The organism is Pseudomonas sp. MDV22-iso1 (assembly GCF_058145095.1).
This window is the reverse complement of sequence record NZ_JBYVMF010000002.1, coordinates 312,095-337,015: the sequence shown is the minus strand read 5'-3', so window position 1 is coordinate 337,015 and position 24,921 is coordinate 312,095. Positions and strand designations below refer to the sequence as shown.

The following is a 24,921-nucleotide window of genomic DNA, read 5'->3' as shown; positions in this document are numbered from 1 at the left end:
CATTTGTATTGCCTGGGCTGGGCCTTCGCGAGCAGGCTCGCCCCCACATGGATCTGTGATGAACACACATTCCCTGTGGGAGTGAGCCTGCTCGCGATGGCAGCAACACGGACTCCAGTCTTTACGCCGCCAACAGGCGCAACGCTTTCTCCTTCAAAAAATCCAGATCGATCACTGGCACATTCATCTCCTTGGCCATCTCATCCCACTGCCGCATGCGCACACTGATCGCGCACAACGGATCTCGCTCGAAAACCTGCGCCTCTTCAGCGGTCATCACCCCGCCCTGATAGTCCAGAGTACGACGACTGGCTTCACTCAAGCGCTCGTAATACCCAGGCTCCTGGAGCGTCAGATAGCGCTTGGCCTGGACGTGGTACTCCACCAGCCGCGCCATGCGCTCACTGAACCCGGCGCGTCGCAGATAATCCGCGCCAAGGCGCTCATGACTCACCACGCCGAAACCAGCCATGTTCTCGGCACTTTCGGCAGCGCAGATATGCCCGATGTCATGGAAGAACGCCGCCAGCACCACTTCATCGTCGTAGCCTTCAGCTGTTGCCAGCTCGGCGGCCTGGGACATGTGCTCGATCTGCGACACCGGCTCACCAATGTAATCGCTGCCGCCAAAGCGCTCGTACAGCGCAAAGACCTCGGCGATCACCTGTTCATGGCGGTCCATCAGTCCTCTCCCAACAACGTCGCGACGTTACGCTCGGCCATCGCCGGACCGACGCTCATGCCGACGCCCGTGTGCATCAACGCCACACTTACCCCGGGTGCCGGCCGCAAGAACGAGAACGGCCCCGGCCCGCGCGCACCGTAGACTCCTTGCCAGCGCTCGACCACCTGGATCTTGCAGGCCAACGTTTGCTCGGCCAGTTCGATCATCCAGTTGTCCACCTGCTCGGCGTTGAACGGTGAAGGGTCACTGCCGTAATGGTGCGAATCGCCAATGATCAGTTCGCCGTAAGGCGTCGGGCTGATCAGCAGGTGAATGCCGTTCTCATGCAGGTGTGGTTCGTCCCGCAGGATCTGCGCCTGCACCGCCGCCGCTTCCGGCAGATCGGCAAAGGCGCCGTAGTGCACGCAACTCAATCCAGTGAGCACCGCGTGCTGCAAGTTGAGGTTGATCTGTGGTCGGGCGCGGAGCATTTGCAAGCGGCAGATCTGCGGGTTGAGCGCGGCGATCGGCTCAGCCAGCAGGGTCTGATAGTCATGACCGGAGCAGACGATGATCTGTTGCGCAGTGAAGATCCCGACGGTGCTGTGCAAGCGCCCCGGTTCGATGTCGCGCACAAGTGTGGAGAAATGAAATTCGACACCGAGTTCGCGGTGCAGGTAATCGACCAAGGCCGGAATCGCTTCGCGGGAATACAGCTGCTGATCGTCCAGACCGTGCAACGCGGCGCGGTGATGGCGGAACTGGCCACCGTAGAGGTCACGCAATGCCGCGCCGCGTAGCAGGTCAACGCGGTAATCATGCTCGATGGCGCGGCCTTCGCAGAAGACTTCCAGCAGGTGTTCTTCCGCTTCGGTACGAGCGAACAGATATGAGCCGTTGCGCTTGAGTTGCAAGCCAGCCACTTGGGCCCATTGGCCCCAGATCTCGCGGCTGGCCTTTGCGAGTTCAAGCATCGGGCCCGGTGGCTGGCCGGTGACCAGCGCCTGGCCGAAGTTGCGCACCGAGGCGCCAATGGGTGTAGCGCTGCGTTCGAAAACACGGACCTTGAGGCCGCGCTTGGCAGCGGCGTAAGCGTGGGACAGGCCGAGGATGCCCGCGCCTACGATCAGTATGTCGTCTTGGTGTGTCATGAAGAGATGCCTTGAGTTTGGAATCGCCATCGCGGGCAAGCCCGCTCCCACAGGGTCCTTGGTGTTCACAAAACCTGTGGGAGCGGGCTTGCCCGCGATGAGGCCCCATCAGCCAATGAAGATCTTACTTGGCAGCCACTTTCTCGGACTTGCCGTCATACCGCTTGCGCCACTCGGTCAGGATTTCATCGCGGTTCTTCGAGGCCCAGGCAAAGTCATTCTTGATCAGACGCTGCTCATAATCCGCTGGCAGTTCGGTTTGCGGCTTGGCAATGCCTGGCTGAGCGAGCACCGCGAAGTTCTCTTTATAAAGCTCCATTGCCGCCGGGCTGGCGGAGAAGTCAGCAAGCTTCTTCGCCGCGTCTTCATGCTGCGTGCCCTTGATCACCGCAGTAGCTTCGATCTCCCAGCCAAGGCCTTCTTTCGGCAGGATGATGTCGAGCGGCGCGCCCTGGCGCTTCAACTGAACGGCCGGATATTCGAAGGAGATACCAATCGGAAACTCTCCCGATGCCGCCAGCTTGCACGGCTTGGAACCGGAGTGAACGTACTGACCGATGTTCTGGTGCAGGTCGTCCATGTACTGCCAGCCCTGCTTCTCGCCGAAGGTTTGCAGCCAGGCGCTGACGTCGAGGAAACCGGTACCGGACGAAGCCGGGTTAGGCATGACGATCTTGCCTTTGTATTCAGGCTTGGTCAGGTCCTGCCAGCTCACAGGCTTGGTCAAACCCTGCTTCTCGGCCTCGACGGTGTTGAAGCAGATCGTCGCGGCCCAGACGTCCATGCCGACCCAGGCCGGTGGGTTGGCGGCGTCGCGGTAATTGACGCCGATCTTGCCCAGGTCCTTGGGTGCGTAGCTTTGCAGCATGCCTTGTTGATCGAGAATCGCCAGGCTCGACGCGGCCAGGCCCCACACGGCATCAGCCTGCGGGCGGGCTTTTTCGGCCAGCAGTTTGGCGGTGATGATGCCGGTGGAATCACGCACCCACTTGATCTCGACGTCTGGATTGGCTTTTTCAAAAGCCTCTTTGTAAGTCTTCAGTTGCTCGGCTTCGAGTGCGGTGTACACCGTCAACTCGGTTTTCGCCGCGAAGGCGTTCAGGCTAAAAGCGGTGAGGACAGCAGCGGCCAGGGCCAAAGGCTTGAACATGGTGCAATTCCTGTGTGAGTTGAGGGTATGAATCAATGACCAGGCGCGGTCTGCCGCCAGGCCTGGGAGCGGCGTAGCAAGCCGCGCGAAGCCCAGGCCAGCAGCAGGGACACGCCCGCCGAGGTGAACAGAATCAGGGTCGACATCGCTGCCGCGCCGCCCACGTTGCCGGCGTCATCCATGTTCAGCACCGCCACCGCCGCGAGGATGGTGTCGGGGCTGTAGAGGAAGATGGCGGCCGAAACGGTGGTCATGGCGGAGACAAACAGGTAGCGCACGATGTCCAGCAGCGCCGGCAGGCAGATCGGTACGGTGACCCGCAGGTAGTGCCGATACAGCGGCGCCTTGAGCGACAGCGCGGCGGCTTCGAACTCGGCGTCGAGTTGGCGCAGCGCAGTGGTCGCGGTCATTTGCGCAGTGGTCAAATAGTGAGCAATGGTGCAGACCACCAGCAAAGTCATGGTTCCGTACAGCACGTGCAGCGGGTTGCCGGTGAGGTTGAAAAAGAAGACATAACCCAAACCCAACACCAGGCCCGGCACCGCCATCGGCACGAAACTGAGCATGCGCAGCGCCAGATTCAGGCCACGCTGACCCTTGGTTTTTTCCATCAGGTAGGCGCCGGTGAAGATCAGCACGCTGCCGATCAATGCCGTGCACAGCGCCATCTTCACGCTGTTGCCATAGGCCAGCCAGCCGCCGCCCGCCGTGTCATTGAACTGGTAATGGTTGAGGGATAGCGACAGGTTGTAAGGCCAGAATTTCACCAGCGACGAGTACACCGCCATGCCGAACACCAGCAGCAACACCGCGCAGATCAGCATCACGATCGCCAGGTAGCAGCCGTCCCGCAGCTTCGACGGCGCCGGCTGGAAGACCTGCGCGCGGCCGCTCATGGAGTCGCCGTGACGTCGACGCAGCCAGGCGTCGACACCAAAGCTGAACAGCGCCGGCAACAGCAGGACCATGCCGATCAAAGCGCCGCGACCGAACTGCTGCTGGCCGACCACCGCCTTGTAGGCTTCCAGCGCCAGCACTTGATAGTCACCACCTACCACCACAGGCACGCCGAAATCGGTGATGGTCAGGGTGAACACCAGGCAGAACGCGGCGAACACCGCCTGACGGGTCGCAGGCCAGGTGATGCTGCGAAAGGCTTTGGCAGGGCTGGCGCCCATGCTGGAAGCGGCATCGAACAAGCGCGCATCCGCAAGAGAAAGGGCTGACAGCAAAATCATCAAGGCGTGCGGGAAGGTGTAGATGACCTCGCCCAGCACAATGCCCCAGAAACCGTAGATGTTGTCCGAGAGCAGGCCGCGCAGCATGCCCTGGTTGCCGAACAGATAAACCAGCGCAATGCCCGGCAGCATCGACGGCGCCATCAACGGCAGCAGCGACATGCCGCGCCAGATGCCCTTGCCTGGAATCAATGTGCGTTGCAGGGCGTAGGCAAACAGGTAAGCCAAGGGGACGACAATGGCCGCGACGCTGAGGGAAACCTTCAGGCTATTGCCCAGCAGCCAATGAAAATTGGCACTGGTCACCAACTCGCGGGCAGCGACCAGACCGCCGCCCTGCCCGGCTTCAGCACTGAACCCGCGCCAGAAGATTGCCAGCAATGGCATCAATACCGCGACACCCAGCAGCACCAGCAGCAGTACTTTGCCGCCGACCACGAACACCCGGTCGCCGATCTCGGCACGGGAGGTCTGCCGAACCTGCTTGTGCGGTATCGGCAGCGCGATGTTCGCGCTCATCAGGCAAACACCTGCAGGCTGCGTGGAGGCAAGGCGACCATGATGTGCTGCGCGCCGAGACGCGGCATGGCTTCCGGTGCGAGCTCCGCCAGCAGCGCGTGGCCCGGCAGTTGATCGAGCTCGAAGCTCATGCGGCAACGGTTGCCGAGGAAGGTGATTTCGCGAACCTTGGCCGGAAACAGGTTCTCCTCATGCACCGGCGGGTTGACGTTGATGGCTTCAGGGCGGCAGAACAGACGGCCCGAGGCGGTTTTCGCGCTGCCGGCGGCCAGGCGCATGTTCATCCCGCCAACCTGCGCATGGCCGTCACTACTGCGGCTGAACGGCAGCCAGTTACCCTGGCCGACGAACTCCGCCACAAACGGCGTCGCCGGGCGATCGTAGATTTCCTGCGGCGTGGCGTACTGCTCGACCTTGCCGTTGTTCATCACAGCGATGCGATCGGCCATCAGCATGGCCTCGTCCTGATTGTGCGTGACCATCAAGGTGGTGACGCCGAGGTTGCGTTGCAGCTGGCGCAGCTCGGTGCACAGGTGCTCGCGAACCCGGGCGTCGAGGGCCGACATCGGCTCATCCAGCAGCAGCAACGTAGGTGCCGGTGCCAGGGCTCGGGCCAGGGCGACACGTTGCTGTTGGCCGCCGGACAATTGGCCGGGGTATTTTTTCTCACTGCCGAGCAGGCCGACCAGTTCCAGCATCTGACCGACGCGCTTGCGCACTTCGTCGCGACCACTGCCCGCAAGGCCGTAGGCAATGTTCGCTTCGACGGTGAGATTGGGGAACAACGCGTAGGACTGAAACAGAATGCCGTAGTCACGAGCTTGCGGTGCCAGGTGGGACACGTCGCGATCACCGAGGTACAACTCACCGCTGTCCTGTTTTTCAAGGCCGGCGATGCAACGCAGCAAGGTGGTTTTGCCACAGCCCGACGGGCCGAGCAGGCAGACCAATTCACCCGCAGCGACGTCGAGGGAAACGTTATCCAGTGCAGTGAAAGCGCCGAAGCGTTTCTGCACGCCGCGCACTTTCATCGGGGCGCCGGGGTTGGTCAGGGCAGTTGCGATCGCGTTGTTCATGGACAGACCTCATCAAGCAGATGAGGGCCATCCTAGGGATGTAATGCGTCCGTCATGTGGCAGTGAGGCAAAAACGGCTGATAGTGGTATTCAGGGATTTTGGTTGGATGGAACGGGAGATGATTACTAGTGGCGAGGGGATTTATCCTCGTTGGGCAGCGCAGCGGCCCTTAAATCTGCGACTGCTTCGCAGCCGAACGGGGTGGTGCGGCATTCCGATAAATCCCCTCACCACAGGGATCTGCTACGCGGGGGCCATTTCCTGCGCCAACCCCAGAAACGCCGCCGGCAACCGCGCGCCTTTGCGTTCTTTGAGGCAATACAAATACTCGGAAATCTGCGGTGCGTTCTCGATGGTCAACACGCGCAATTGTGGATCATGGGGCACTTCCTGGCGGGCAATGATGCTGATGCCGATGTTGCGCAGTACCGCCTCACGGATTGATTCCCGGCTGCCAATCTCCAGCAACGGTCCGAAGCTCACCCCGGCGCTGGACAGCAGTTCTTCGGTCAATCGCCGAGTGGTCGACCCGGACTCGCGCATCAGCAAGGTGTGCCCGGCCAGCGCACTCAGCGGCACATGGTCATGCACGGCCAGCGGATGATTGCGATGCACCGCCAGCACCAGCGGGTCGCTACCGAGCACCCGGCGAATCAGCCGCGCATCATTGAGCAACTGCGATGACGCTGCGACATCCACCCGATACTCTTCCAGCGCTTCAAGCACCTGCTGGGAGTTGCCGATCTCTACCGACACCTCCACCTGGGGCAAGCGCGCACGGAAGGTTTTCACCAGATCGAGAATGTAATACGGCGCGGTAGCCGCGATGCGCAACGTGCCCTGCACCTGACCGCTGTTGCGCAGGAAGAACTCGATGTCAGCCTCTTGCTGCATGAGCGCCTTGACCATGGGCAGCAGCCGCGCACCTTCCTCGCTGACGCTGAGGCGGCGACCGCCACGGTAAAACAGCTCAACCGAGTATTGGCTTTCCAGATGCCGAATCTGGGTCGTCACCGTTGGCTGACTCAGGCCGAGCTTTTTCGCCGCCAGGGTAATACTGCCCAGACGGGCCACCATGTAAAACGCCTTCAGCTCGGCACTCAGCACACCCTTTCCTCATCGCTTACTTGCGCAACAGGCGCAAACCGTTGAATACCACCAACAGGCTGACGCCCATGTCGGCGAACACCGCCATCCACATGGTGGCGATCCCGGCGAAGGTTACCCCAAGAAAGATCGCTTTGATGACCAATGCCAACGCGATGTTTTGTTTAAGGATGGTCGACGTCTGCCGCGACAGGCTGATGAACGCCGGGATCTTGCGCAGATCGTCGTCCATCAGGGCTACATCAGCGGTTTCAATGGCTGTATCGGTGCCAGCAGCCGCCATGGCAAAACCGATCTCGGCCCGCGCCAGGGCCGGCGCATCGTTGATACCGTCACCTACCATGCCGACTCGATGCCCCTGCGCATAAAGCGCTTCGATAGCTTGCAGTTTGTGGGTCGGCAGCAGATCGCCCTGGGCTTGATCGATGCCCACCTGAGTGGCAATCGCTTGCGCGGTGTGGACGTTATCCCCGGTCAGCATCACGGTTTTGATGCCCAGGTCGTGCAGTTGCTGAATAGCTTCGCGACTGGACTCCTTGACCGTATCCGCTACGGCAAACAACGCCAGTGGCCCGGACTTGTCGAGCAACAGCACCACGGACTTGCCCTGCTTTTCCAGCGCGAACAGCTTCTCTTCCAGTTCGGGCGAGCACAGGCCCAACTCTTCCACCAGGCGATGGTTGCCCAAGTGGTACGTCTGACCGTCGATCTCACCGCGTACACCGCGACCGGCCAACGCTTCGAAGTTATCCACAGTCAGCGCTGCAAATTGTTTATCCACAGCAGCGTTGGCAATCGCCAGCGAGACCGGGTGGTCCGAACGACCGGCCAATGCGGCCGCAATCGCCGGGGCGGTGCGATCGGCAGTGGGATCAAGCGAGAGGTAATCGGTCTGCACCGGCTTGCCGTGGGTGATGGTGCCGGTCTTGTCCAGCGCCAGGTAATCGAGCTTGTAACCGCCCTCGAGGTAAACGCCGCCCTTGACCAGAATGCCTTTGCGCGCCGCCGCCGCAAGGCCGCTGACGATGGTCACCGGTGTAGAAATCACCAGTGCACACGGACAGGCGACGACCAGCAGCACCAATGCCCGGTAGATCCAGTCGAACCACAGCGCCCCCATGAACAGCGGCGGAATGACCGCGACCGCCAGGGCGAAGATGAACACAGCCGGGGTGTAGATTTTGGAGAACTGGTCGACAAACCGCTGGGTCGGCGCCCGCGAGCCCTGGGCCTGTTCGACGGCATGAATGATTCGCGCCAGGGTCGAGTTGTTGGCGGCGGCGGTCACGGCATACTCGAGAGAGCCTGCCTGATTGATCGTGCCGGCAAACACCTTATCGCCGACAGTCTTCTCCACCGGCAGACTTTCGCCGGTGATCGGCGCCTGATCAATGGTAGAGCTGCCGGAAACCACTTCACCGTCCAGCCCGATTCGCTCGCCGGGACGCACCCGTACTCGCGCACCCAGTTCGATGGCTTTGACGTCCTGCTCCATCCAGCTACCGTCCGCCTGTTGCACCGTGGCCTTTTCAGGCGTCATCTGCATCAAGCCGCCGATGGCGTTACGCGCCCGGTCGAGAGATTTGGCCTCGATCAATTCGGCCACGGTAAACAGGAACATCACCATGGCCGCTTCCGGCCACTGGCCGATCAGGATCGCACCCGTTACCGCGATGCTCATCAGCGCGTTGATGTTCAGGTTGAGGTTCTTGAGGGCGATCCAGCCTTTCTTGTAAGTGGTCAGGCCGCCGCTGAGGATCGAAATCAGCGCGATGACCGCCACGACCCAGTCCGGTGCAGCACTAGTGAAGTGGATGACTTCTGCCGCCAGGGCGGCAACGCCGGACAGGGCCAGCGGCCACCAGTGTTTTTTCACGGCGATGGGAGCTGGCGCTTCGGTGCCTTGCTCCAGCGGTTCGGCCACCATGCCCAGCGACTTGATCGCGTCGATGATTGGCGCGGTGCTCGGCAGGTCGTGCGTCACGCCCAACACCCGGTTGATCAGGTTGAATTCCAGCTGCTGGACGCCAGCGAGCTTGCCCAGCTTGTTCTGGATCAGCGTCTGCTCGGTCGGGCAGTCCATTGCGTCGATGCGGAAATTGCTGAGCCGTGCGCCGTCGGTCGGTGTTTCGCTCAATTTGATCAGCGACGGGGGGGCCACTTTCGAGGAGCAGCAGGAATCGCCGTGGCCGCCGTGGCCATGCTTCTGTGCAGACTGCAGCTTGTGGCTGTGATCGTGATCGTGATCAGTCTTGTGTTTGTGGGTGTGAAGGGAATCGCTCATCGGGTCGCGTCCATGAAGGTGCCTGTTGCCAAGTAAAGACCCTGTAGCCACTATAGGGTCAAGCACCCTTTTGGAGATTGCCATCATGAAGATCGGAGAACTGGCCAGACTCACTGACTGCGCCGTAGAGACCATCCGCTACTACGAGCGCGAACACCTGCTGCCAGAGCCGGCCCGCAGCGATGGCAATTATCGCGTTTACACCCAGGCCCACGCCGAGCGACTGACCTTTATCCGCAATTGCCGCACCCTCGACATGACCCTCGAAGAGATCCGCAGCCTGCTCGCCTTGCGCGACAGTCCGCAGGACCAGTGCCAAAGCGTGAATGCGCTGGTCGATGAACACATTCATCACGTCAAGGCGCGGATCGACGGGCTGATGGCGTTACAGGCACAACTGATCGACCTGCGCCAACGCTGTGGCGAGGGGCCGGACAGTGAACAGTGCGGGATTTTGCAGCGGCTGGAAGTGAGTGGCGGAGTTGTGGCCACGGAAGTTGAGCATTCGCATGTGGGCCGCAGTCACGGCCACTGAATACTCCACAGTTCCCAGTGTGGGAGCTAGCCTGCTAGCGATAGCGGTTTTTCAGTCACATCAGTGTTGGATGTACCGGCGCTATCGCTAGCAGGCTAGCTCCCACAGGGGACTGCGTGCAGATTGTCAGACCGCCATCGGCGCGGTCATCGGCGGGTGATGCTCGTAGCCTTCCAGCGAGAAATCACTCGGTTCGATCTGCTCCAGCCACTCCGGCTGATAAACACCCGTTTTGGCGAACTCCGGCACACGATCACTGATGACCAGCTTCGGCATCGGGAACGGCTCGCGCTTGAGCTGTTCGTTCAGCATGTCCAGGTGGTTTTCGTAGACGTGGGCGTCGCCGATGAAATAGGTGAACCAGCGCGGTGTGTAACCGGTCAGGCGACCGATCAGGCTCAGCAGCGCGGCGCCTTCAGTGAGGTTGAACGGCGTGCCAAGGCCCAGGTCGTTCGAGCGGATGTAGAGGGTCAGAGAGATCTCTTTGGTCTCGACATTCGGGTGGAACTGATACAGCAGGTGGCACGGCGGCAGGGCCATTTCATCGAGTTGGGCGACGTTCCAGCCATGGAACAGGATACGACGGCTACCCGGGTCCTTGATGATGGTGTCGACGCACTGGCGAATCTGGTCGATCGCCTTGTACAGCACCACGTAGGCCTGTCCGTCTTCTTCACCTTCGGCGATTTGGCGATAGCCCTGGTTCAGGGTCTGCTCGATAGCGGCCTGGTTGCTGACCGGGATCTGCTTGTACGCTGGCCATTTGCGCCATTGCACGCCGTAGATCTCGCCGAGGTCGTCTTCGCCCTGACGGAACGGGTTAGCCAGCCATTGGGCGTTTTCGTTGGCGTTCTGATCCCAGACCTTGCAGCCCAATGCACGGAATTCGGCGGCGTTGTTCACGCCACGCAGAAAACCGCACATTTCACCGATAGCCGATTTGAACGCCATCTTGCGGGTGGTGATCGCCGGGAAACCTTCCTTCAGGTCGTAACGCAGCATCGCGCCAGGAAAGCTGATGGTGTTCACGCCAGTGCGGTTGGCCTGCTTGGTGCCGTTCTTGATGACGTGGGCGACCAGTTCGAGATATTGCTTCATGAATTACCTGTGTCCTTGAACCCGGAGCCGTCGCCCCGGGGTTCGAATTTATACGGCCGCCGCTGGCGTTGCCGGAGCGCGGTGATACGCCAGCCAGATCAGGAACAACCCGGCGAGGATCATCGGTACGCACAGTACCTGGCCCATGGTCAGCCAGTTCCAGGCCAGATAGCCCAGTTGAGCGTCCGGAACGCGGACGAATTCGACGATGAAACGGAAGATGCCATAGAACAGTGCGAACATGCCGGACACCGCCATGGTCGGCCGAGGCTTGCGCGAGTACAGCCACAAGATCAGGAACAGCGCCACACCTTCGAGCGCGAACTGATACAGCTGCGACGGGTGGCGCGCCAGTTGTGCCGGATCGGTCGGGAAGACCATTGCCCATGGCACGTCGGTTGCCTTGCCCCACAGTTCGGCATTGATGAAGTTGCCGATGCGCCCGGCGCCGAGACCAATCGGCACCATCGGCGCGACGAAGTCCATCAGCTGGAAGAACGACTTGCCGTTCTTTTTACCGAACCACAATGCCGCCAGCATCACGCCGATGAACCCGCCGTGGAACGACATGCCACCCTTCCACACTTCAAAAATCAGTGTCGGATTGGCCAGATAAGCACTCAGATCGTAGAAGAGCACATAGCCCAGACGGCCACCGACGATGACACCCATCGACATCCAGAAGACCATGTCGGAGAGTTTCTCCTTGGTCCAGGTCGGGTCGAACCGGTTCAGGCGACGGGACGCCAGCAGCCAGGCGCCGCCAATGCCGATCAGGTACATCAAGCCGTACCAGTGGATTTTCAGCGGACCGATGGCCAGGGCCACCGGATCGATCTGCGGGTAAGGCAGCATTGCGACTCCTCGTTAGAGTTGAAACGTTCGAAATTCCCGGGCGACGCTGTCACGCCAGGATTAAGCCAGTATTGCGGAATGCGTCAGAGCAGAAAGCTCAAACCGACGCAGAACAGCAAAGCGGCAAACAGTCTTTTCAGCAACTTCGGCGAAAGCTTGTGTGCCAGTCGAGCGCCGACGCGGGCGAAAAACATGCTGGTCAGGGCAATCCCGAGCAGCGCCGGCAAATAAATAAAACCGAGACTATGGGCCGGCAGCAACGGATCGTGCCAGCCCAGAATCATGAAACTTAACGCACTGGCCAACGCAATCGGCAGACCGCATGCAGACGATGTCGCCACCGCCTGCTGCATCGGCACGCTGCGCCAGGTCAAAAACGGCACCGTGAGCGAACCGCCACCAATGCCAAAAATCGCCGAGGCCCAGCCGATGACGCTACCGGCTACGGTCAGACCGACTTTGCCGGGCACCGTTCGGCTGGCCTTGGGTTTGACGTCCAGGGCGAGCTGCACGGCGATGATCAGCGCGAACACGCCAATGATCTTCTGCAGGTTCGGGCCGGAAATCGCTTCGGCCGTCAGCGCGCCGAAACCGGCGCCGATGAGAATACCGAGGGTCATCCACGCAAAGATCGGCCAGCGCACCGCCCCGCGACGGTGATGCTCACGTATCGCATTGACCGAGGTGAAAATAATGGTCGCCAGCGATGTGCCGACGGCGAGATGGGTCAGGATCGACGTATCGAAGCCCTGCAAGGTAAAGCTGAACACCAGCACCGGGACAATAATGATCCCGCCACCGACCCCGAACAGCCCGGCCAGCACACCTGCGCAGGCGCCCAGCGCCAGGTAGAGCAGAAATTCCATGGCCGTTTCCCGCACATCCCGAAAATAGGAGCGGCATGGTAACGGATGGATGCCCTTGGGCTCCACTGTGCAAGGCGATGGATCGACAGACGATGACTGCGTAGAGTGGGCAAAAAACACACAAGGACCACCTTATGTGCCTGATTGTTTTCGCCTGGCGCCCAGGTCACGCCCAGCCGTTGATCGTGGCGGCCAACCGCGACGAATTCTATGCCCGTCCCAGCCTGCCCCTGGCCCAATGGCCGGAATCACCGCACGTGCATGCCGGGCGCGATCTAGAGGCCGGGGGCACCTGGCTTGGCGTCGGTGCCAACGGCCGATTCGCCGCGCTGACGAACATTCGCGATCCTCATCAACCGCCAGCACGCAAATCCCGCGGTGAACTGGTAGCGCGCTTTATCAATGGCGACATGCCAATTGATGACTATTTAACCGACGTTGTAGGACGTTCGGTCGAATATGCCGGGTTTAACCTGCTCGTTGGCAATAATCACGAGCTCTGGCATTTCAACTCGCGGGAAACTGAAGCGGTGATGCTGCAGCCGGGTGTCTACGGGTTGTCGAACGCTGGTTTGGATACGCCCTGGCCCAAGTTGCTGAAGGCGCGGGCGGCGCTGGAGGACGCGCTGAATGATCCGCAGCCAAAGGCATTACTGGCGCTGCTGAACGATTCGCAGACGGCGGCGTTCGCCGAATTGCCGGACACAGGGGTCGGGCTTGCCACCGAAACGTTGCTGTCGAGCGTATTTATTGCCAGCCCGACTTACGGAACGCGGGCAAGTACGGCGTTGATTGTTCAGGCGGACGGGACGCGGGTGATGGTCGAAAGGAGTTTCGGGCCGTACGGCGGGCATCTTGGGGAAGTGGAGGTCAACGTTTAAAGGGGCGTTGTCAGGTCTGGCCTCATCGCGAGCCAGCTCGGCTCCAACAGTTGATCTTCAGTGAACACGCCTTTGTGTACGCCGGAGCACAATTGTAGGAGCCGAGCTGGCTCGCGATGGGGCCATCAGCGTTTCAGAGGGTTTTCGCCGAAGCCGGATTGATCATCTTCGCCAACCCAAGATTTTTCAGCGCCAACTGCAGCGAGCTGTGGATAACTTGCGGGTTGTCGATGGTCATCAACTCGGCCAACAACTCCTTGGCCTTGCTCAGGTTGATCTGACGCAACATCCACTTCACTTTCGGCAAGTTGGTGGCGTTCATCGACAGGCTGTCGAAACCCATCGCCATCAGCAGCACCGCCGCGGCCGGATCACCGGCCATTTCACCGCAGATACTCACCGGCTTGCCTTCGGCATGGGCATCACGGACCACGTTCTGCAATGCCTGAAGCACGGCCGGGTGCAGATAGTCGTACAGGTCGGCGACCCGGGGGTTGTTACGGTCGACGGCCAACAGGTACTGGGTCAGGTCGTTGGAGCCGACCGACAGGAAATCCACTTGCCGCGCCAGTTCCTTGGTCTGATACACCGCTGCCGGGATCTCGATCATCACGCCAATCGGCGGCATCGGCACGTCGGTACCTTCGTCGCGGACCTCACCCCAGGCCCGGTGGATCAGGTGCAGGGCTTCTTCGAGTTCGTGGGTGCCGGAGATCATCGGCAGCAGAATCCGCAAGTTGTTCAGGCCTTCGCTGGCCTTGAGCATTGCACGGGTCTGCACCAGGAAGATTTCCGGGTGGTCGAGGGTGACGCGGATGCCGCGCCAGCCGAGGAACGGGTTGTCTTCCTTGATCGGGAAGTACGACAGCGACTTGTCACCGCCGATGTCCAGGCTGCGCATGGTCACCGGTTGCGGATGGAACGCGGCGAGCTGTTCGCGGTAAATCGCCAACTGCTCTTTTTCGCTCGGGAAGCGCTGGTTGATCATGAACGGCACTTCGGTGCGGTACAGACCGACGCCTTCGGCACCCCGCTTCTGCGCCCGCGCCACGTCCGCCAGCAGGCCGGTGTTGACCCACAGCGGCATGCGGTGGCCATCGAGCGTTACGCACGGCAGGTCGCGCAGGGTGTCGAGGCCCAGAGCCAGTTGTTTCTCTTCTTCGACGACTTCGGCGAACTGCTTGCGCAGCACTTCGCTCGGGTTGGTGTAGACCTCGCCACGTGTGCCGTCGACGATCATCTCGATGCCGTCGACCTTGGCGTACGGCAGGTCGACCAGACCCATCACCGTCGGAATGCCCATGGCCCGGGCGAGGATCGCGACGTGGGAGTTACCTGAACCGAGTACCGAAACCAGACCGACCAGCGTGCCTTCCGGCACCTCGCCGAGCATGGCCGGCGTCAGTTCTTCGCTGACCAGAATGGTCTTTTCCGGGTAGACCAGGTTCTGCTGGCGCTCTTCCTGCAAGTAGGCGAGCAGGCGGCGGCCAAGGTCTTTGACGTCCGAGGCGCGCTCACGCAGGTAGGCGTCGTCCATCAGCTCGAAACGGTTGACGTGTTCGGTGACCACCTGGCGCAGCGCACCCTGGGCCCACTGGCCGGTCTTGATCACGGTGGTGATTTCGCTGCCCAGCGAGGCATCGTCGAGCATCATCAGGTAGACATCGAACAGCGCACGCTCTTCAGGGCGCAGCTGCGTCGCAAGCTTGGCGGACAAGGTGCGCATGTCGGCGCGAACGCCTTCGATGGCGGTCTTGAACAGGCCCAGTTCGGCGTTGATGTCGGTGATGGTCTTGTCTGGCACCACGTCCAGATCCGCCGGAGGCAACATGACCACCGCGGTACCGACCGCCGCACCCGGCGAACCCGGTACGCCGACAAACTTCGCTTCCTGGATACCCTTGCCCTGACGGCCAAGTCCACGGATCGAACCGGTGGCTTCGGCGTGGGCGATAACGCCGGCGAGCTGCGCGCTCATGGTCACGAGGAAGGCTTCTTCACCCTCATCGAACTGACGACGTTCTTTCTGTTGAATGACCAACACGCCGACAACGCGGCGGTGGTGAATGATCGGCGCACCGAGGAACGAGGCGTAACGCTCTTCCCCGGTCTCGGCAAAGTAGCGATAGCGCGGGTGATCCGCTGCATTTTCGAGGTTCAGGGGTTCTTCACGCGTGCCGACCAGGCCAACCAGACCTTCGTTCGGCGCCATGCTGACCTTGCCGATCGAGCGCTTGTTCAAGCCCTCGGTGGCCATCAGCACAAAGCGGTTGCTCTCGGGATCAAGCAGATAGACCGAACAGACCTGGCTGCCCATGGCCTCTTTGACGCGCAACACAATAATCCCCAACGCCGACTTGAGATCCTTGGCGGAGTTAACTTCCTGGACGATCTTGCGCAGCGTATTGAGCATGGCTCGGGGTCGAACTCCGTCGTCAGTCGCGCGTTAAAAGGCGCGGGGCAAGCTCTTTGAGAGCGCGTCGATACACCTCGCGCTTGAATGTCACCACCTGGCCCAACGGATACCAATAACTGACCCAGCGCCAGCCATCGAATTCCGGTTTACCGGTCAAATCCATCCGCACCCGCTGCTCGTTGGAGATCAGGCGCAGGAGAAACCATTTCTGTTTCTGGCCGATGCACAGCGGTTGGCTGTGAGTCCTAACCAGACGTTGCGGCAAACGATAGCGCAACCAGCCCCGGGTGCAGGCGAGAATTTCAACATCTTCGCGCTCCAGGCCCACTTCTTCGTTCAGCTCGCGATACAAGGCGTCTTCCGGCGTCTCCTGGGGGTTGATCCCTCCCTGTGGAAACTGCCAGGCATCTTGATTGATACGGCGAGCCCATAGCACCTGTCCGGCATCATTCGTGAGAATGATCCCGACATTGGGGCGGAAACCATCGGGGTCGATCACGGCAACAACCTCGCAAACGCATGTCGCCGCATTGTTCCACAAAGGTTGTGAAGGCAGCAACGAGCCGGCCTACCTTATGTGCACTCTTGTGAAAAGTCCGTATTCTGGACGCCTTTCTACAGACTTTTCAGCGAGTAACTGCAATGCGGCTGGCTTTATTCGACTTGGACAACACCCTTCTGGGCGGCGACAGCGACCACGCCTGGGGCGATTACCTGTGCGAACGCGGTTTCCTCGATGCCGTTGCCTACAAGGCGCGCAACGATGAGTTTTATCAGGATTACCTGGCGGGCAAGCTGGATAACGACGCCTACCTGAACTTTTGCCTGGAAATCCTCGGCCGCACCGAGATGGCCACGCTGGACCAATGGCATCTCGATTACATGCGCGATTGCATCGAACCCATCGTGCTGCCCCAGGCCATCGAGTTGCTGGCCAAGCACCGCGACGCTGGCGACAAACTGGTGATCATCACCGCGACCAACCGCTTTGTGACCGCACCGATTGCCCAGCGCCTGGGCGTTGAAACCCTGATCGCAACCGAATGCGAAATGGCGGACGGCCGATATACCGGACGCAGCACCGACGTGCCGTGCTTCCGTGACGGCAAGGTGACGAGGCTGAATCGCTGGCTGGAAGAAACCGGCTATTCGCTGGAAGACAGTTACTTCTACAGCGACTCGATGAATGATTTGCCGCTGCTGGAGCAGGTGACGAATCCGATTGCTGTCGACCCGGACCCGAATCTGCGGGCCGAAGCCGAGAAGCGTGGCTGGCCGGTGATTAGTCTGCGCGACTGAAACCATCTGTAGCTGCTGCCGAGGCACGAGGCTGCGTTGGGCTGCGAAGCGGCCCCTATGGGCGCTCCTGCGGACCGCAACGCAGCCTCGTGGCTCGGCAGCTGCTACAGATTTCGCGCTAAACCGGCTTGGCGCCCATCAAACCGGCGATGGCGACGAGACACGTAAAGCTGAACAATGCGAGAGCGAAGGTGAACTTGCCGCCCCCTCCCGGTGCCTTGCGCAGCATGTTCAGTCGCACCAGCAGCCAGAACCACGCCAACGCTGCCACGGTATAAAGCACGCTCGACGCCAGCAGCCACGTCTGCCCCAGGGGCCAGCCCACCAGATGCACCATCCACCAGCCGGTGAACGGCATGCTCAACAGCGCCAGTCCCATCAAGACCCACACGAAAACCCGTGGCCGCTGCAATGTGCGGGCGGGTGCCGTCGCGTCACCGTTACGCCGCGTTTGCCACACCCATATTCCCAGGCCCAGCGCGCAACCCAACAAAATGGCCGTCGCCGCAGTGTGCGCCATCTTCAGGGCGGTTAACGTTTCCATTGTTCGATTTCCTTATGATCTGCCCATCAGCGTAGCCGTTCAGCCCAGAAACAGCAGATAGGCCGGGTTGTCGCTTTCGTCCCAGTACGGGTAACCAATCTCTTCCAGTGCCGCCGGTACCAGATGGCGCTCGTCGTGAGGCACTTGCAGACCTGCGACCACACGCCCATCGGCCGCGCCGTGGTTGCGATAGTGGAACATCGAGATGTTCCAGCGCCCGCCCAGCTTGTTCAGGAAGTTGAACAGCGCGCCCGGACGTTCCGGAAATTCGAAGCGCAGAATCACTTCATCGACGACCTGTGCCGCACGGCCGCCGACCATATGACGGATGTGCAACTTCGCCAGTTCGTTGTCGGTGAGGTCGAGTACCGGAAAACCCTGATCGCTGAGACTGGCGATCAATGCACTGCGCGGGTCGGTGTCCGGATGCGTCTGCACGCCAACGAAGATATGGGCTTCACTGCCGGTGTTGTAGCGGTAGTTGAACTCGGTGATCTGACGTTTGCCGACGGCTTCGCAGAACGCCTTGAAGCTGCCTGGCTTCTCGGGGATGGTCACGGCAATGATCGCTTCACGGCCCTCTCCCAGTTCGGCGCGTTCGGCGACATGACGCAGACGATCGAAATTGACGTTGGCACCGGAGTCGATGGCCACGAAGGTATGACCGGTCACACCGTTCAGCTCGACATACTTCTTGATCCCGGCCACGCCCAACGCACCTGCAGGCTCGGTGATCGAGCGAGTGTCATCGTAGATGTCCTTGATCGCCGCACAGATTTCATCGGTGCTGACGGTGATCACGTCATCGACGTAATCCTTGCAGATCTCGAAGGTGTGCTGACCAATCTGCGCCACCGCGACGCCGTCGGCGAAGATGCCCACGGTCGGCAGAACCACACGCTCACCGGCTGCCATTGCCGCTTGCAGACAGTTGGAATCGTCCGGTTCCACGCCGATGATTTTGATTTCAGGTCGCAGGTACTTCACGTACGCCGCGATCCCGGCGATCAGCCCGCCACCGCCCACTGGAACGAATATCGCGTCCAGACGCCCCGGGTGTTGGCGCAAGATTTCCATGGCCACCGTGCCCTGCCCGGCAATGGTGTGGGGATCGTCATAGGGGTGGATATAGACGTAGCCTTTTTCGTCGACCAGTTTCAGCGAGTAGGCCAGGGCTTCCGGGAACGAATCCCCGTGCAGCACCACTTTGCCGCCTCGCGAGCGCACGCCTTCCACTTTGATTTCCGGGGTGGTCTTGGGCATGACGATCGTCGCTTTCACGCCCAGCACTTTGGCTGCAAGCGCCAGTCCCTGAGCGTGATTGCCCGCAGAAGCCGTCACCACGCCACGAGCGCGTTCTTCGTCGCTCAGTTGGGTCAGCTTGTTGTAGGCGCCGCGAATCTTGAACGAGAACACCGGCTGCAAGTCTTCGCGCTTGAGCCAAATGTTGTTGTCCAGCCGCTCGGAGAGCTGGCGAGCAGTCTGCAATGGGGTTTCTACGGCAACGTCATAAACGCGCGAGGTGAGGATCTTTTTGACGTACTGTTCGAGCATCGGAAAGCATCACTGAGCGGGTTGGGCAGGGCCAAGGAGTCTAACCCGGCTTTCGGGCGGGCGACCACACTAAACAGGTGGTTTTAGGTCGTACAGATCCATTGTAGCGAGGGGATTCATCCCCGCTGGAGTGCGAAGCAACCCCCCGGCATTCCCCCAGACACACCGCATTCTCTGTTTTTACGACGGCTGCGCCGCCGAACGGGGATGAATCCCCTCGCCACAAAAGCAATTCTGCTCCGCCCGCCAATCGGGCAATGACCTGCCACATAGCCAAGCCTATAATGCCGACCTTTCGTTCCCCTCTTCGGCACCTCGGAGCCCGCATGACCCAGGATCAACTCAAACAGGCAGTGGCTCAAGCCGCCGTCGACTTCATCCTCCCGAAACTCGACGACAAAAGCATCGTCGGGGTCGGCACCGGCTCCACCGCGAACTGCTTCATCGACGCCCTGGCGAAACATAAAGGTGCGTTCGACGGCGCGGTTGCCAGCTCCGAAGCCACCGCCGCCCGCCTCAAAGGCCACGGTATTCCCGTGTATGAACTGAACACGGTCAGCGACCTGGAGTTCTACGTCGACGGCGCCGATGAAAGTGACGAGCACCTGAACCTGATCAAGGGTGGCGGCGCGGCGCTGACCCGCGAGAAGATTGTCGCGGCCGTGGCCAAGACCTTCATCTGCATCGCCGACGCCAGCAAACTGGTGCCGGTACTCGGCGAGTTTCCGCTGCCGGTGGAAGTGATCCCGATGGCCCGCAGCCACGTCGCTCGCGAGCTGGTCAAGCTTGGCGGCGACCCGGTTTACCGTGAAGGCGTGCTGACCGACAACGGCAACATCATCCTCGACGTGTTTAACATGCAGATCACCAATCCGGTGGAACTGGAAAAACAGATCAATGCAATTGTTGGCGTGGTCACCAATGGCTTGTTCGCGGCGCGCCCGGCGGACCTGTTGTTGCTGGGGACCAGTGAAGGTGTGAAGACCCTGCGCGCTCAGTAATTCAGACACAGCACAAAACCTGTGGGAGCGAGCTTTTGTGGCGAGGGGATTTAGCGAAACGTCGCACCGCCCCGTTGGGTCGCGAAGCGACCCAACGCTTGCAATCCCATAGCTCCGACACACCACATGCACTGGTTTACGACTGCTGCGCAGCCGAACGGGGATAAATCCCCTCACCACAATGCCGCCCCCTACAGGGGATTTGTGTTGCTCAGGGTTGTATCGGCTTCTTGAACACGTAAAACAGGTTCGGCTCGCTCACCAGGTACATCGTGCCGTCGTCATCCATGGCGATCCCTTCTGCCTGGGGCACCGACTTCTTCAGGCCCTGACGCCCCTTGTTCAGCGACATGGTGCTCAGCGGTCGCCCGTCCACGTCCAGTTCCAGAATCAGCCGCGACTCGTCGGACAATGCCAGCAAGTGACCGCTGCGCTCGTCGTATTGCAGGCTCGACAGGTCTCGCACAAACATCCCCGCATCGCGTTTCGGATTGTTGACCACGTGCACTGCGTAGGACTTTTCCGGATCGTAATGCGGAAAACCCTGCACTTCGTAAATCAGCATCGGGTTACGTTCTTTCGCGACGAACAGCCGTTTGCCCACCGAATCGTAAGCCAGCCCTTCGAAACCCGTGTTGCCACTCATGTGCACGCCAAGGGTGATCTGCTCGGCATCTGCCGCGTCGAGGAAGGTGGTAGTGGGCTCCAGATGAATCTTGATCAACCGTTGCTCGTATTCGTCAGTGATCACATAGGTGTCGGCGCTGATGAATTCCACCGCTTCCGGATCACCAAAACCGACCAGCGCGATGCGCCGGATGATCTGGCCATCCAGCGAGAGCTCGATCAGTTCGGAATTCTTGTTGGTGACGGTAAACAGGCTTTTACGGATGGGATCGAAGGTGAGCGCCGACACATCGTCGTCCAGACCATCGATGACCCGCGCCTCGACCGTCACCTGATAGCGATCCAGACCGATGGAGAGCTCGCTCTCCGGCTGCCAAAGCGTGTGCAGGTTGAACCAGCCGCGCTCGAACAAACGCAGGTATTGGCCGATTGCGACCAGGACGATCAGCGCAATGACTGAGAAGATCAGGATTAGAGGTTTGGGACGGGCCAATCGACGCATTCTGGTGTGCTCGGATTCAAAACAGGCGGATGAAATACCACGCCTGTCTGAACTGAAGCTTAATGGCCACTTGCCCTGTCCCACAACCACACAGAAGCATTCCTACTCGCTCGGTTATCAGCGTTGCTTCTCGAAGCGATAAAACAGGTTGGGCTCGCTCACCATATACAGGTTGCCCGCTTCATCCATGGTCATGCCTTCAGCCCGCGGGATGGTCTTCTTCAGACCATTGAAGCCGCCCAGCAACGTCATGAAACTGACCTGCTCACCCTTCTCGTCCAGTTCCAGCAACAAGTGGGAATCGGCTGACAGCACCAGGGTATGCCCGGTGCGGGGATCGATGGCCAGCGCAGACAGATTGCGGATGTCCAGTTCGTCGCTGTCGAGCTTCTGTTTATCGCCAGCAAGGGTTTGGCCGTTGTCGTTGCTTTTCCAGGTAAACAACGCCGGCGGACGTTCTTCACCCAACAGCATCTGCTGATTGCGCGCATCCCAGACGATGGCTTCGAAGGCTTTGTTCTGATCTTTGGAAGGGCCAAGGTCGAACTTCGGGAAATCGGCAATGTTCAATTCACGGGTTTGCGCATCGACTTTGACGATGGACAGCAAGTGCTCGCGCTCATCGACAATAGCCAGCAGACCATTATCCATCACCGTCAGGCCTTCTGGATTGCTCCAGCCCACCAACGGCATTTTGCGCAACACATCGCCCTGCAACGTCAGTTCGACCAGGAAGGGGTTCTTGCCCATGACCGAGAACAGGGTCTTGGTTTGCGGGTTGTAGGCCAGATCGGATGCCTCGTCCTTTTCCATGCCTGGCAGCAACTTGGCGTCGATCACCGCCTGGTAATCCGGCAGCCAGATACTCTCCTGACGTTCGGTCGGGGTTTCGAAACGCTCCATCACCCACAGCACGCCCCGATCATCCCAGTGCATGGCAACGGCGAGGCCATAGACGACCGCAGCGACCAGCAAAAGCCAGGAGTACCAACGCATGAAAAAGCGCGGGCGGCGGGCAGGTTTTAGCGTGGGCAGCGGTTGGATGGGCATCTAAGGATGATTCCAGGGATTTTGAGAGAGCCCCCTGTAGGAGCTGCCGCAGGCTGCGATCTTTTGATCTTGAAAAAAACAGATCAAAAGATCGCAGCCTGCGGCAGCTCCTACAGAGGCTTGCGGTGGTTAGCGAACGCTGGTACTGAAACTGCTCGCGCCCGGCAATTCGATGACCAGTTCATCACCAACATTCAGCGGACCCACACCCATCGGAGTCCCGGTCAGGATCACATCACCGGCCTGCAGCGAGAAGCAGCCTGCCATGTGCTGAATCATCGGCACGATCGGGTTAAGCATCGCGCTGCTGTTGCCGTCCTGGCGAACTTCACCGTTGATGGTCAGGCGAATGCCGATGTCGGTCAGGTCAGCGAACGTGCTGCCGGACACGAATGGAGCAATCACCGCCGCGCCGTCGAACGATTTGGCGATTTCCCACGGCAGGCCTTTGGATTTCAGTTCGGCCTGCTTGTCACGCAGGGTCAGGTCCAGGGCCGGGGCGAAGCCGGAGATCGCGTCGAGCACTTCTTCACGACTCGGCTTGGTCGACAGCGGCTTGCCGATCAACACAGCAATTTCCGCCTCGTAATGCACTGAACCGCGCTCGGTCGGAATGCTGAAACCGCCTTCCAGCGGGACCACGCAACTGCCCGGCTTGATGAACAACAGCGGCTCGGTAGGAACCGGGTTGTCCAGCTCCTTGGCATGTTCGGCGTAATTGCGTCCGATGCACACGACTTTGCCCAACGGGAAGTGAATACGCGTACCGTCGAGATACTGGTGCTGATAGCTCATGGACCGACTCCTGATTCGTAGCGCTTAAGTTCGAAAGTCAAACAGCAAAGATCTTGCCCGGGTTCATGATGCCATTCGGGTCGAACACTGCCTTGACGGCTTTCATGTACTCGATCTCGACCGGTGAACGGCTGTAGGTCAAGTAATCCCGCTTGGTCATGCCCACGCCGTGCTCGGCGGAAATCGAACCGTTGTACTTCTCGACGGTTTCGAACACCCATTTGTTCACGGTCGCACACTTGGCGAAGAACTCGTCCTTGCTCAGGTTTTCCGGTTTGAGGATGTTCAGGTGCAGGTTGCCGTCGCCGATGTGGCCGAACCAGACGATTTCGAAGTCCGGGTAATGTTCGCCGACGATCGCGTCGATTTCCTTGAGGAACCCCGGGACTTTCGAGACGGTGACCGAAATGTCGTTCTTGTAAGGCGTCCAGTGAGAGATGGTTTCGGAGATGTATTCGCGCAGCTTCCAGAGGTTTTGCAGTTGGGTTTCGCTCTGGCTCATCACGCCGTCCAGCACCCAGCCCTGCTCAACGCAATGCTCGAAGGTTTCCAGGGCGTGGTTGGCCACTTCTTCAGTGGTCGCTTCGAATTCCAGCAGCGCGTAGAACGGGCAATCGGTTTCGAACGGGGCCGGTACATCACCGCGGGCCATGATCTTGGCCAGTGCCTTGTCGGAAAAGAATTCAAAAGCGGTCAGGTCGAGTTTGCCTTGAAACGCGTGCAGAACCGGCATGATCGAATCGAAATCCGCCGTACCGAGCACCATTGCGGTCAGGTTTTTAGGTGCCCGATCGAGGCGCATGGTTGCTTCAACCACAAAACCGAGCGTGCCTTCAGCACCAATAAACAACTGGCGCATGTCGTAACCGGTGGCGTTCTTGATCAGGTCGCGGTTCAGCTCCAGCAGATCGCCCTTGCCCGTGACGACCTTCATGCCGGCCACCCAGTTGCGGGTCATGCCGTAGCGAATCACCTTGATCCCGCCGGCATTGGTGCCGATATTGCCGCCAATCTGGCTCGAACCTGCCGAAGCGAAGTCCACCGGGTAGTACAGGCCGTTCTCTTCGGCAACGTTCTGCAGGTGTTCGGTCACCACGCCTGGCTGGCAAACCGCGGTGCGGTCGGTCAGGTTCACGTCGAGGATCTGGTTCATATAGTCGAACGACACGACCACTTCGCCATTCGCGGCCACTGCCGCAGCGGAAAGCCCGGTACGACCACCGGACGGTACCAGCGCCACCTTGCGCTCATTGGCCCAACGGACAATGGCCTGAACCTGTTCGGTGGTCTTGGGAAACACGATGGCAGTCGGGGCCGGGGCGAAATGCTTGGTCCAATCCTTACCGTAAGCATTCAGGGAGTCGGCATCGGTCAGCACCTTGCCAGGCTCAACCAGGGTCTTCAGCTCATCAATCAGGGCAGGATTGGTCATCGACAGAACTCTCGAACAATTCATGGTCATCCTGAGAACGCTTCACGTCGCAGGAATGAGTGTTTAGCGGGGTGCATATGCTAGCATACCGACCCCGCAGGGTAGTGCCCAACGGCCATTCTGCGGTGACGGCATTGTTGCCGTCCGGGTCAGCATTCTGTGCCCTGTTTTATACGTACGTTCCTCTTTTGACGAGTGGCTGTTGCCGTCAAGCAAGGCGCCGCGACGAGTCATAGCTGGCTATGGCGAGGAGCGGCAACGCAGCATGACGTCAAC

The 24,921-nt window shown here is 60.1% G+C and carries 22 protein-coding genes; 4 read left to right on the top strand and 18 right to left on the bottom strand.

Annotated features, from left to right (window positions below):
* Positions 1-121 precede the first annotated feature (121 nt).
* The 7 genes from AC3ZVB_RS03890 to AC3ZVB_RS03860 form a co-directional block, all read right to left on the bottom strand.
* Positions 122-682, bottom strand: coding sequence for a phosphonate degradation HD-domain oxygenase (locus AC3ZVB_RS03890; protein ID WP_490145809.1), 561 nt, complete (start codon positions 680-682; stop codon positions 122-124).
* The gene (locus AC3ZVB_RS03885; protein ID WP_490145808.1) at positions 682-1,815 is read right to left on the bottom strand and encodes a TIGR03364 family FAD-dependent oxidoreductase; all 1,134 of its coding nucleotides are present in this window, start codon (positions 1,813-1,815) and stop codon (positions 682-684) included. The genes AC3ZVB_RS03890 and AC3ZVB_RS03885 overlap by 1 nt, the downstream gene beginning before the upstream one ends.
* 124 nt (positions 1,816-1,939) lie before the next feature.
* Positions 1,940-2,965 carry a putative 2-aminoethylphosphonate ABC transporter substrate-binding protein gene (locus AC3ZVB_RS03880; protein ID WP_162438368.1) on the bottom strand — a complete coding sequence of 342 codons (1,026 nt, stop codon included), beginning with the start codon at positions 2,963-2,965 and terminating at the stop codon, positions 1,940-1,942.
* Between the two features lie 32 nt (positions 2,966-2,997).
* Positions 2,998-4,722 (bottom strand): putative 2-aminoethylphosphonate ABC transporter permease subunit, encoded by a 1,725-nt coding sequence (locus tag AC3ZVB_RS03875; RefSeq protein WP_162438369.1) that lies wholly within the window; start codon positions 4,720-4,722, stop codon positions 2,998-3,000.
* Complete coding sequence (locus AC3ZVB_RS03870) at positions 4,722-5,798, bottom strand: putative 2-aminoethylphosphonate ABC transporter ATP-binding protein (protein ID WP_490145807.1); 1,077 nt, start codon at positions 5,796-5,798, stop codon at positions 4,722-4,724. The genes AC3ZVB_RS03875 and AC3ZVB_RS03870 overlap by 1 nt, the downstream gene beginning before the upstream one ends.
* 244 nt (positions 5,799-6,042) lie before the next feature.
* Positions 6,043-6,906: a LysR family transcriptional regulator gene (locus AC3ZVB_RS03865; RefSeq protein WP_490145806.1), complete on the bottom strand. Its 864-nt coding sequence runs from the start codon at positions 6,904-6,906 to the stop codon at positions 6,043-6,045.
* A 16-nt stretch (positions 6,907-6,922) separates the two neighbouring features.
* Positions 6,923-9,190, bottom strand: coding sequence for a heavy metal translocating P-type ATPase (locus AC3ZVB_RS03860; protein WP_490145805.1), 2,268 nt, complete (start codon positions 9,188-9,190; stop codon positions 6,923-6,925).
* Between the two features lie 85 nt (positions 9,191-9,275).
* Between AC3ZVB_RS03860 and cadR the strand changes: the two genes are divergently transcribed.
* Complete coding sequence (gene cadR / locus AC3ZVB_RS03855) at positions 9,276-9,725, top strand: Cd(II)/Pb(II)-responsive transcriptional regulator (RefSeq protein ID WP_162438373.1); 450 nt, start codon at positions 9,276-9,278, stop codon at positions 9,723-9,725.
* A 126-nt stretch (positions 9,726-9,851) separates the two neighbouring features.
* Here cadR and AC3ZVB_RS03850 read toward each other — a convergent pair whose 3' ends face one another.
* The 3 genes from AC3ZVB_RS03850 to AC3ZVB_RS03840 all read right to left on the bottom strand — a co-directional run bounded on the left by AC3ZVB_RS03850 (position 9,852) and on the right by AC3ZVB_RS03840 (position 12,544).
* A complete protein-coding gene (locus AC3ZVB_RS03850; protein WP_490145804.1) occupies positions 9,852-10,823 on the bottom strand; it encodes a thymidylate synthase in 972 nt (323 codons plus the stop codon).
* A gap of 48 nt (positions 10,824-10,871) precedes the next feature.
* Complete coding sequence (gene lgt, locus AC3ZVB_RS03845; protein WP_162438375.1) at positions 10,872-11,678, bottom strand: prolipoprotein diacylglyceryl transferase; 807 nt, start codon at positions 11,676-11,678, stop codon at positions 10,872-10,874.
* Positions 11,679-11,761: 83 nt separating this feature from the next.
* Positions 11,762-12,544 carry a sulfite exporter TauE/SafE family protein gene (locus tag AC3ZVB_RS03840; protein ID WP_162438376.1) on the bottom strand — a complete coding sequence of 261 codons (783 nt, stop codon included), beginning with the start codon at positions 12,542-12,544 and terminating at the stop codon, positions 11,762-11,764.
* A 134-nt stretch (positions 12,545-12,678) separates the two neighbouring features.
* Between AC3ZVB_RS03840 and AC3ZVB_RS03835 the strand changes: the two genes are divergently transcribed.
* Entirely contained in the window at positions 12,679-13,425 is a 747-nt protein-coding gene (locus AC3ZVB_RS03835) for an NRDE family protein (RefSeq protein WP_490145803.1), read from the top strand.
* 133 nt (positions 13,426-13,558) lie between these two features.
* On the opposite strand, the gene ptsP is transcribed toward AC3ZVB_RS03835, so the two are convergent.
* Together ptsP and AC3ZVB_RS03825 are read right to left on the bottom strand one after the other, a co-directional pair.
* A complete protein-coding gene (gene ptsP, locus AC3ZVB_RS03830) occupies positions 13,559-15,838 on the bottom strand; it encodes a phosphoenolpyruvate--protein phosphotransferase (RefSeq protein ID WP_162438378.1) in 2,280 nt (759 codons plus the stop codon).
* A gap of 22 nt (positions 15,839-15,860) precedes the next feature.
* Positions 15,861-16,340, bottom strand: coding sequence for an RNA pyrophosphohydrolase (locus tag AC3ZVB_RS03825; RefSeq protein WP_007945562.1), 480 nt, complete (start codon positions 16,338-16,340; stop codon positions 15,861-15,863).
* 143 nt (positions 16,341-16,483) lie between these two features.
* On the opposite strand from AC3ZVB_RS03825, the gene AC3ZVB_RS03820 reads away from it, so the two are divergent.
* Positions 16,484-17,140: a histidinol-phosphatase gene (locus AC3ZVB_RS03820; RefSeq protein WP_162438379.1), complete on the top strand. Its 657-nt coding sequence runs from the start codon at positions 16,484-16,486 to the stop codon at positions 17,138-17,140.
* 118 nt (positions 17,141-17,258) lie between these two features.
* On the opposite strand, the gene AC3ZVB_RS03815 is transcribed toward AC3ZVB_RS03820, so the two are convergent.
* Positions 17,259-17,684: a DUF2269 domain-containing protein gene (locus AC3ZVB_RS03815; RefSeq protein ID WP_194691001.1), complete on the bottom strand. Its 426-nt coding sequence runs from the start codon at positions 17,682-17,684 to the stop codon at positions 17,259-17,261.
* Positions 17,685-17,723: 39 nt separating this feature from the next.
* Positions 17,724-19,238, bottom strand: a complete 1,515-nt coding sequence (ilvA, locus tag AC3ZVB_RS03810; RefSeq protein ID WP_490145802.1) for a threonine ammonia-lyase, biosynthetic — start codon at positions 19,236-19,238, stop codon at positions 17,724-17,726.
* Positions 19,239-19,564: 326 nt separating this feature from the next.
* On the opposite strand from ilvA, the gene rpiA reads away from it, so the two are divergent.
* A complete protein-coding gene (gene rpiA / locus AC3ZVB_RS03805; protein WP_162438382.1) occupies positions 19,565-20,239 on the top strand; it encodes a ribose-5-phosphate isomerase RpiA in 675 nt (224 codons plus the stop codon).
* Positions 20,240-20,450: 211 nt separating this feature from the next.
* Here rpiA and AC3ZVB_RS03800 read toward each other — a convergent pair whose 3' ends face one another.
* From AC3ZVB_RS03800 to AC3ZVB_RS03785, 4 genes are all read right to left on the bottom strand, one after another.
* The gene (locus tag AC3ZVB_RS03800) at positions 20,451-21,368 is read right to left on the bottom strand and encodes an SdiA-regulated domain-containing protein (protein WP_490145801.1); all 918 of its coding nucleotides are present in this window, start codon (positions 21,366-21,368) and stop codon (positions 20,451-20,453) included.
* A gap of 117 nt (positions 21,369-21,485) precedes the next feature.
* Entirely contained in the window at positions 21,486-22,418 is a 933-nt protein-coding gene (locus tag AC3ZVB_RS03795; protein ID WP_490145800.1) for an SdiA-regulated domain-containing protein, read from the bottom strand.
* A 129-nt stretch (positions 22,419-22,547) separates the two neighbouring features.
* Positions 22,548-23,213, bottom strand: a complete 666-nt coding sequence (locus tag AC3ZVB_RS03790) for a fumarylacetoacetate hydrolase family protein (RefSeq protein WP_490145799.1) — start codon at positions 23,211-23,213, stop codon at positions 22,548-22,550.
* Positions 23,214-23,250: 37 nt separating this feature from the next.
* Positions 23,251-24,645: an FAD-binding oxidoreductase gene (locus AC3ZVB_RS03785; protein ID WP_490145798.1), complete on the bottom strand. Its 1,395-nt coding sequence runs from the start codon at positions 24,643-24,645 to the stop codon at positions 23,251-23,253.
* Positions 24,646-24,921: the final 276 nt, after the last annotated feature.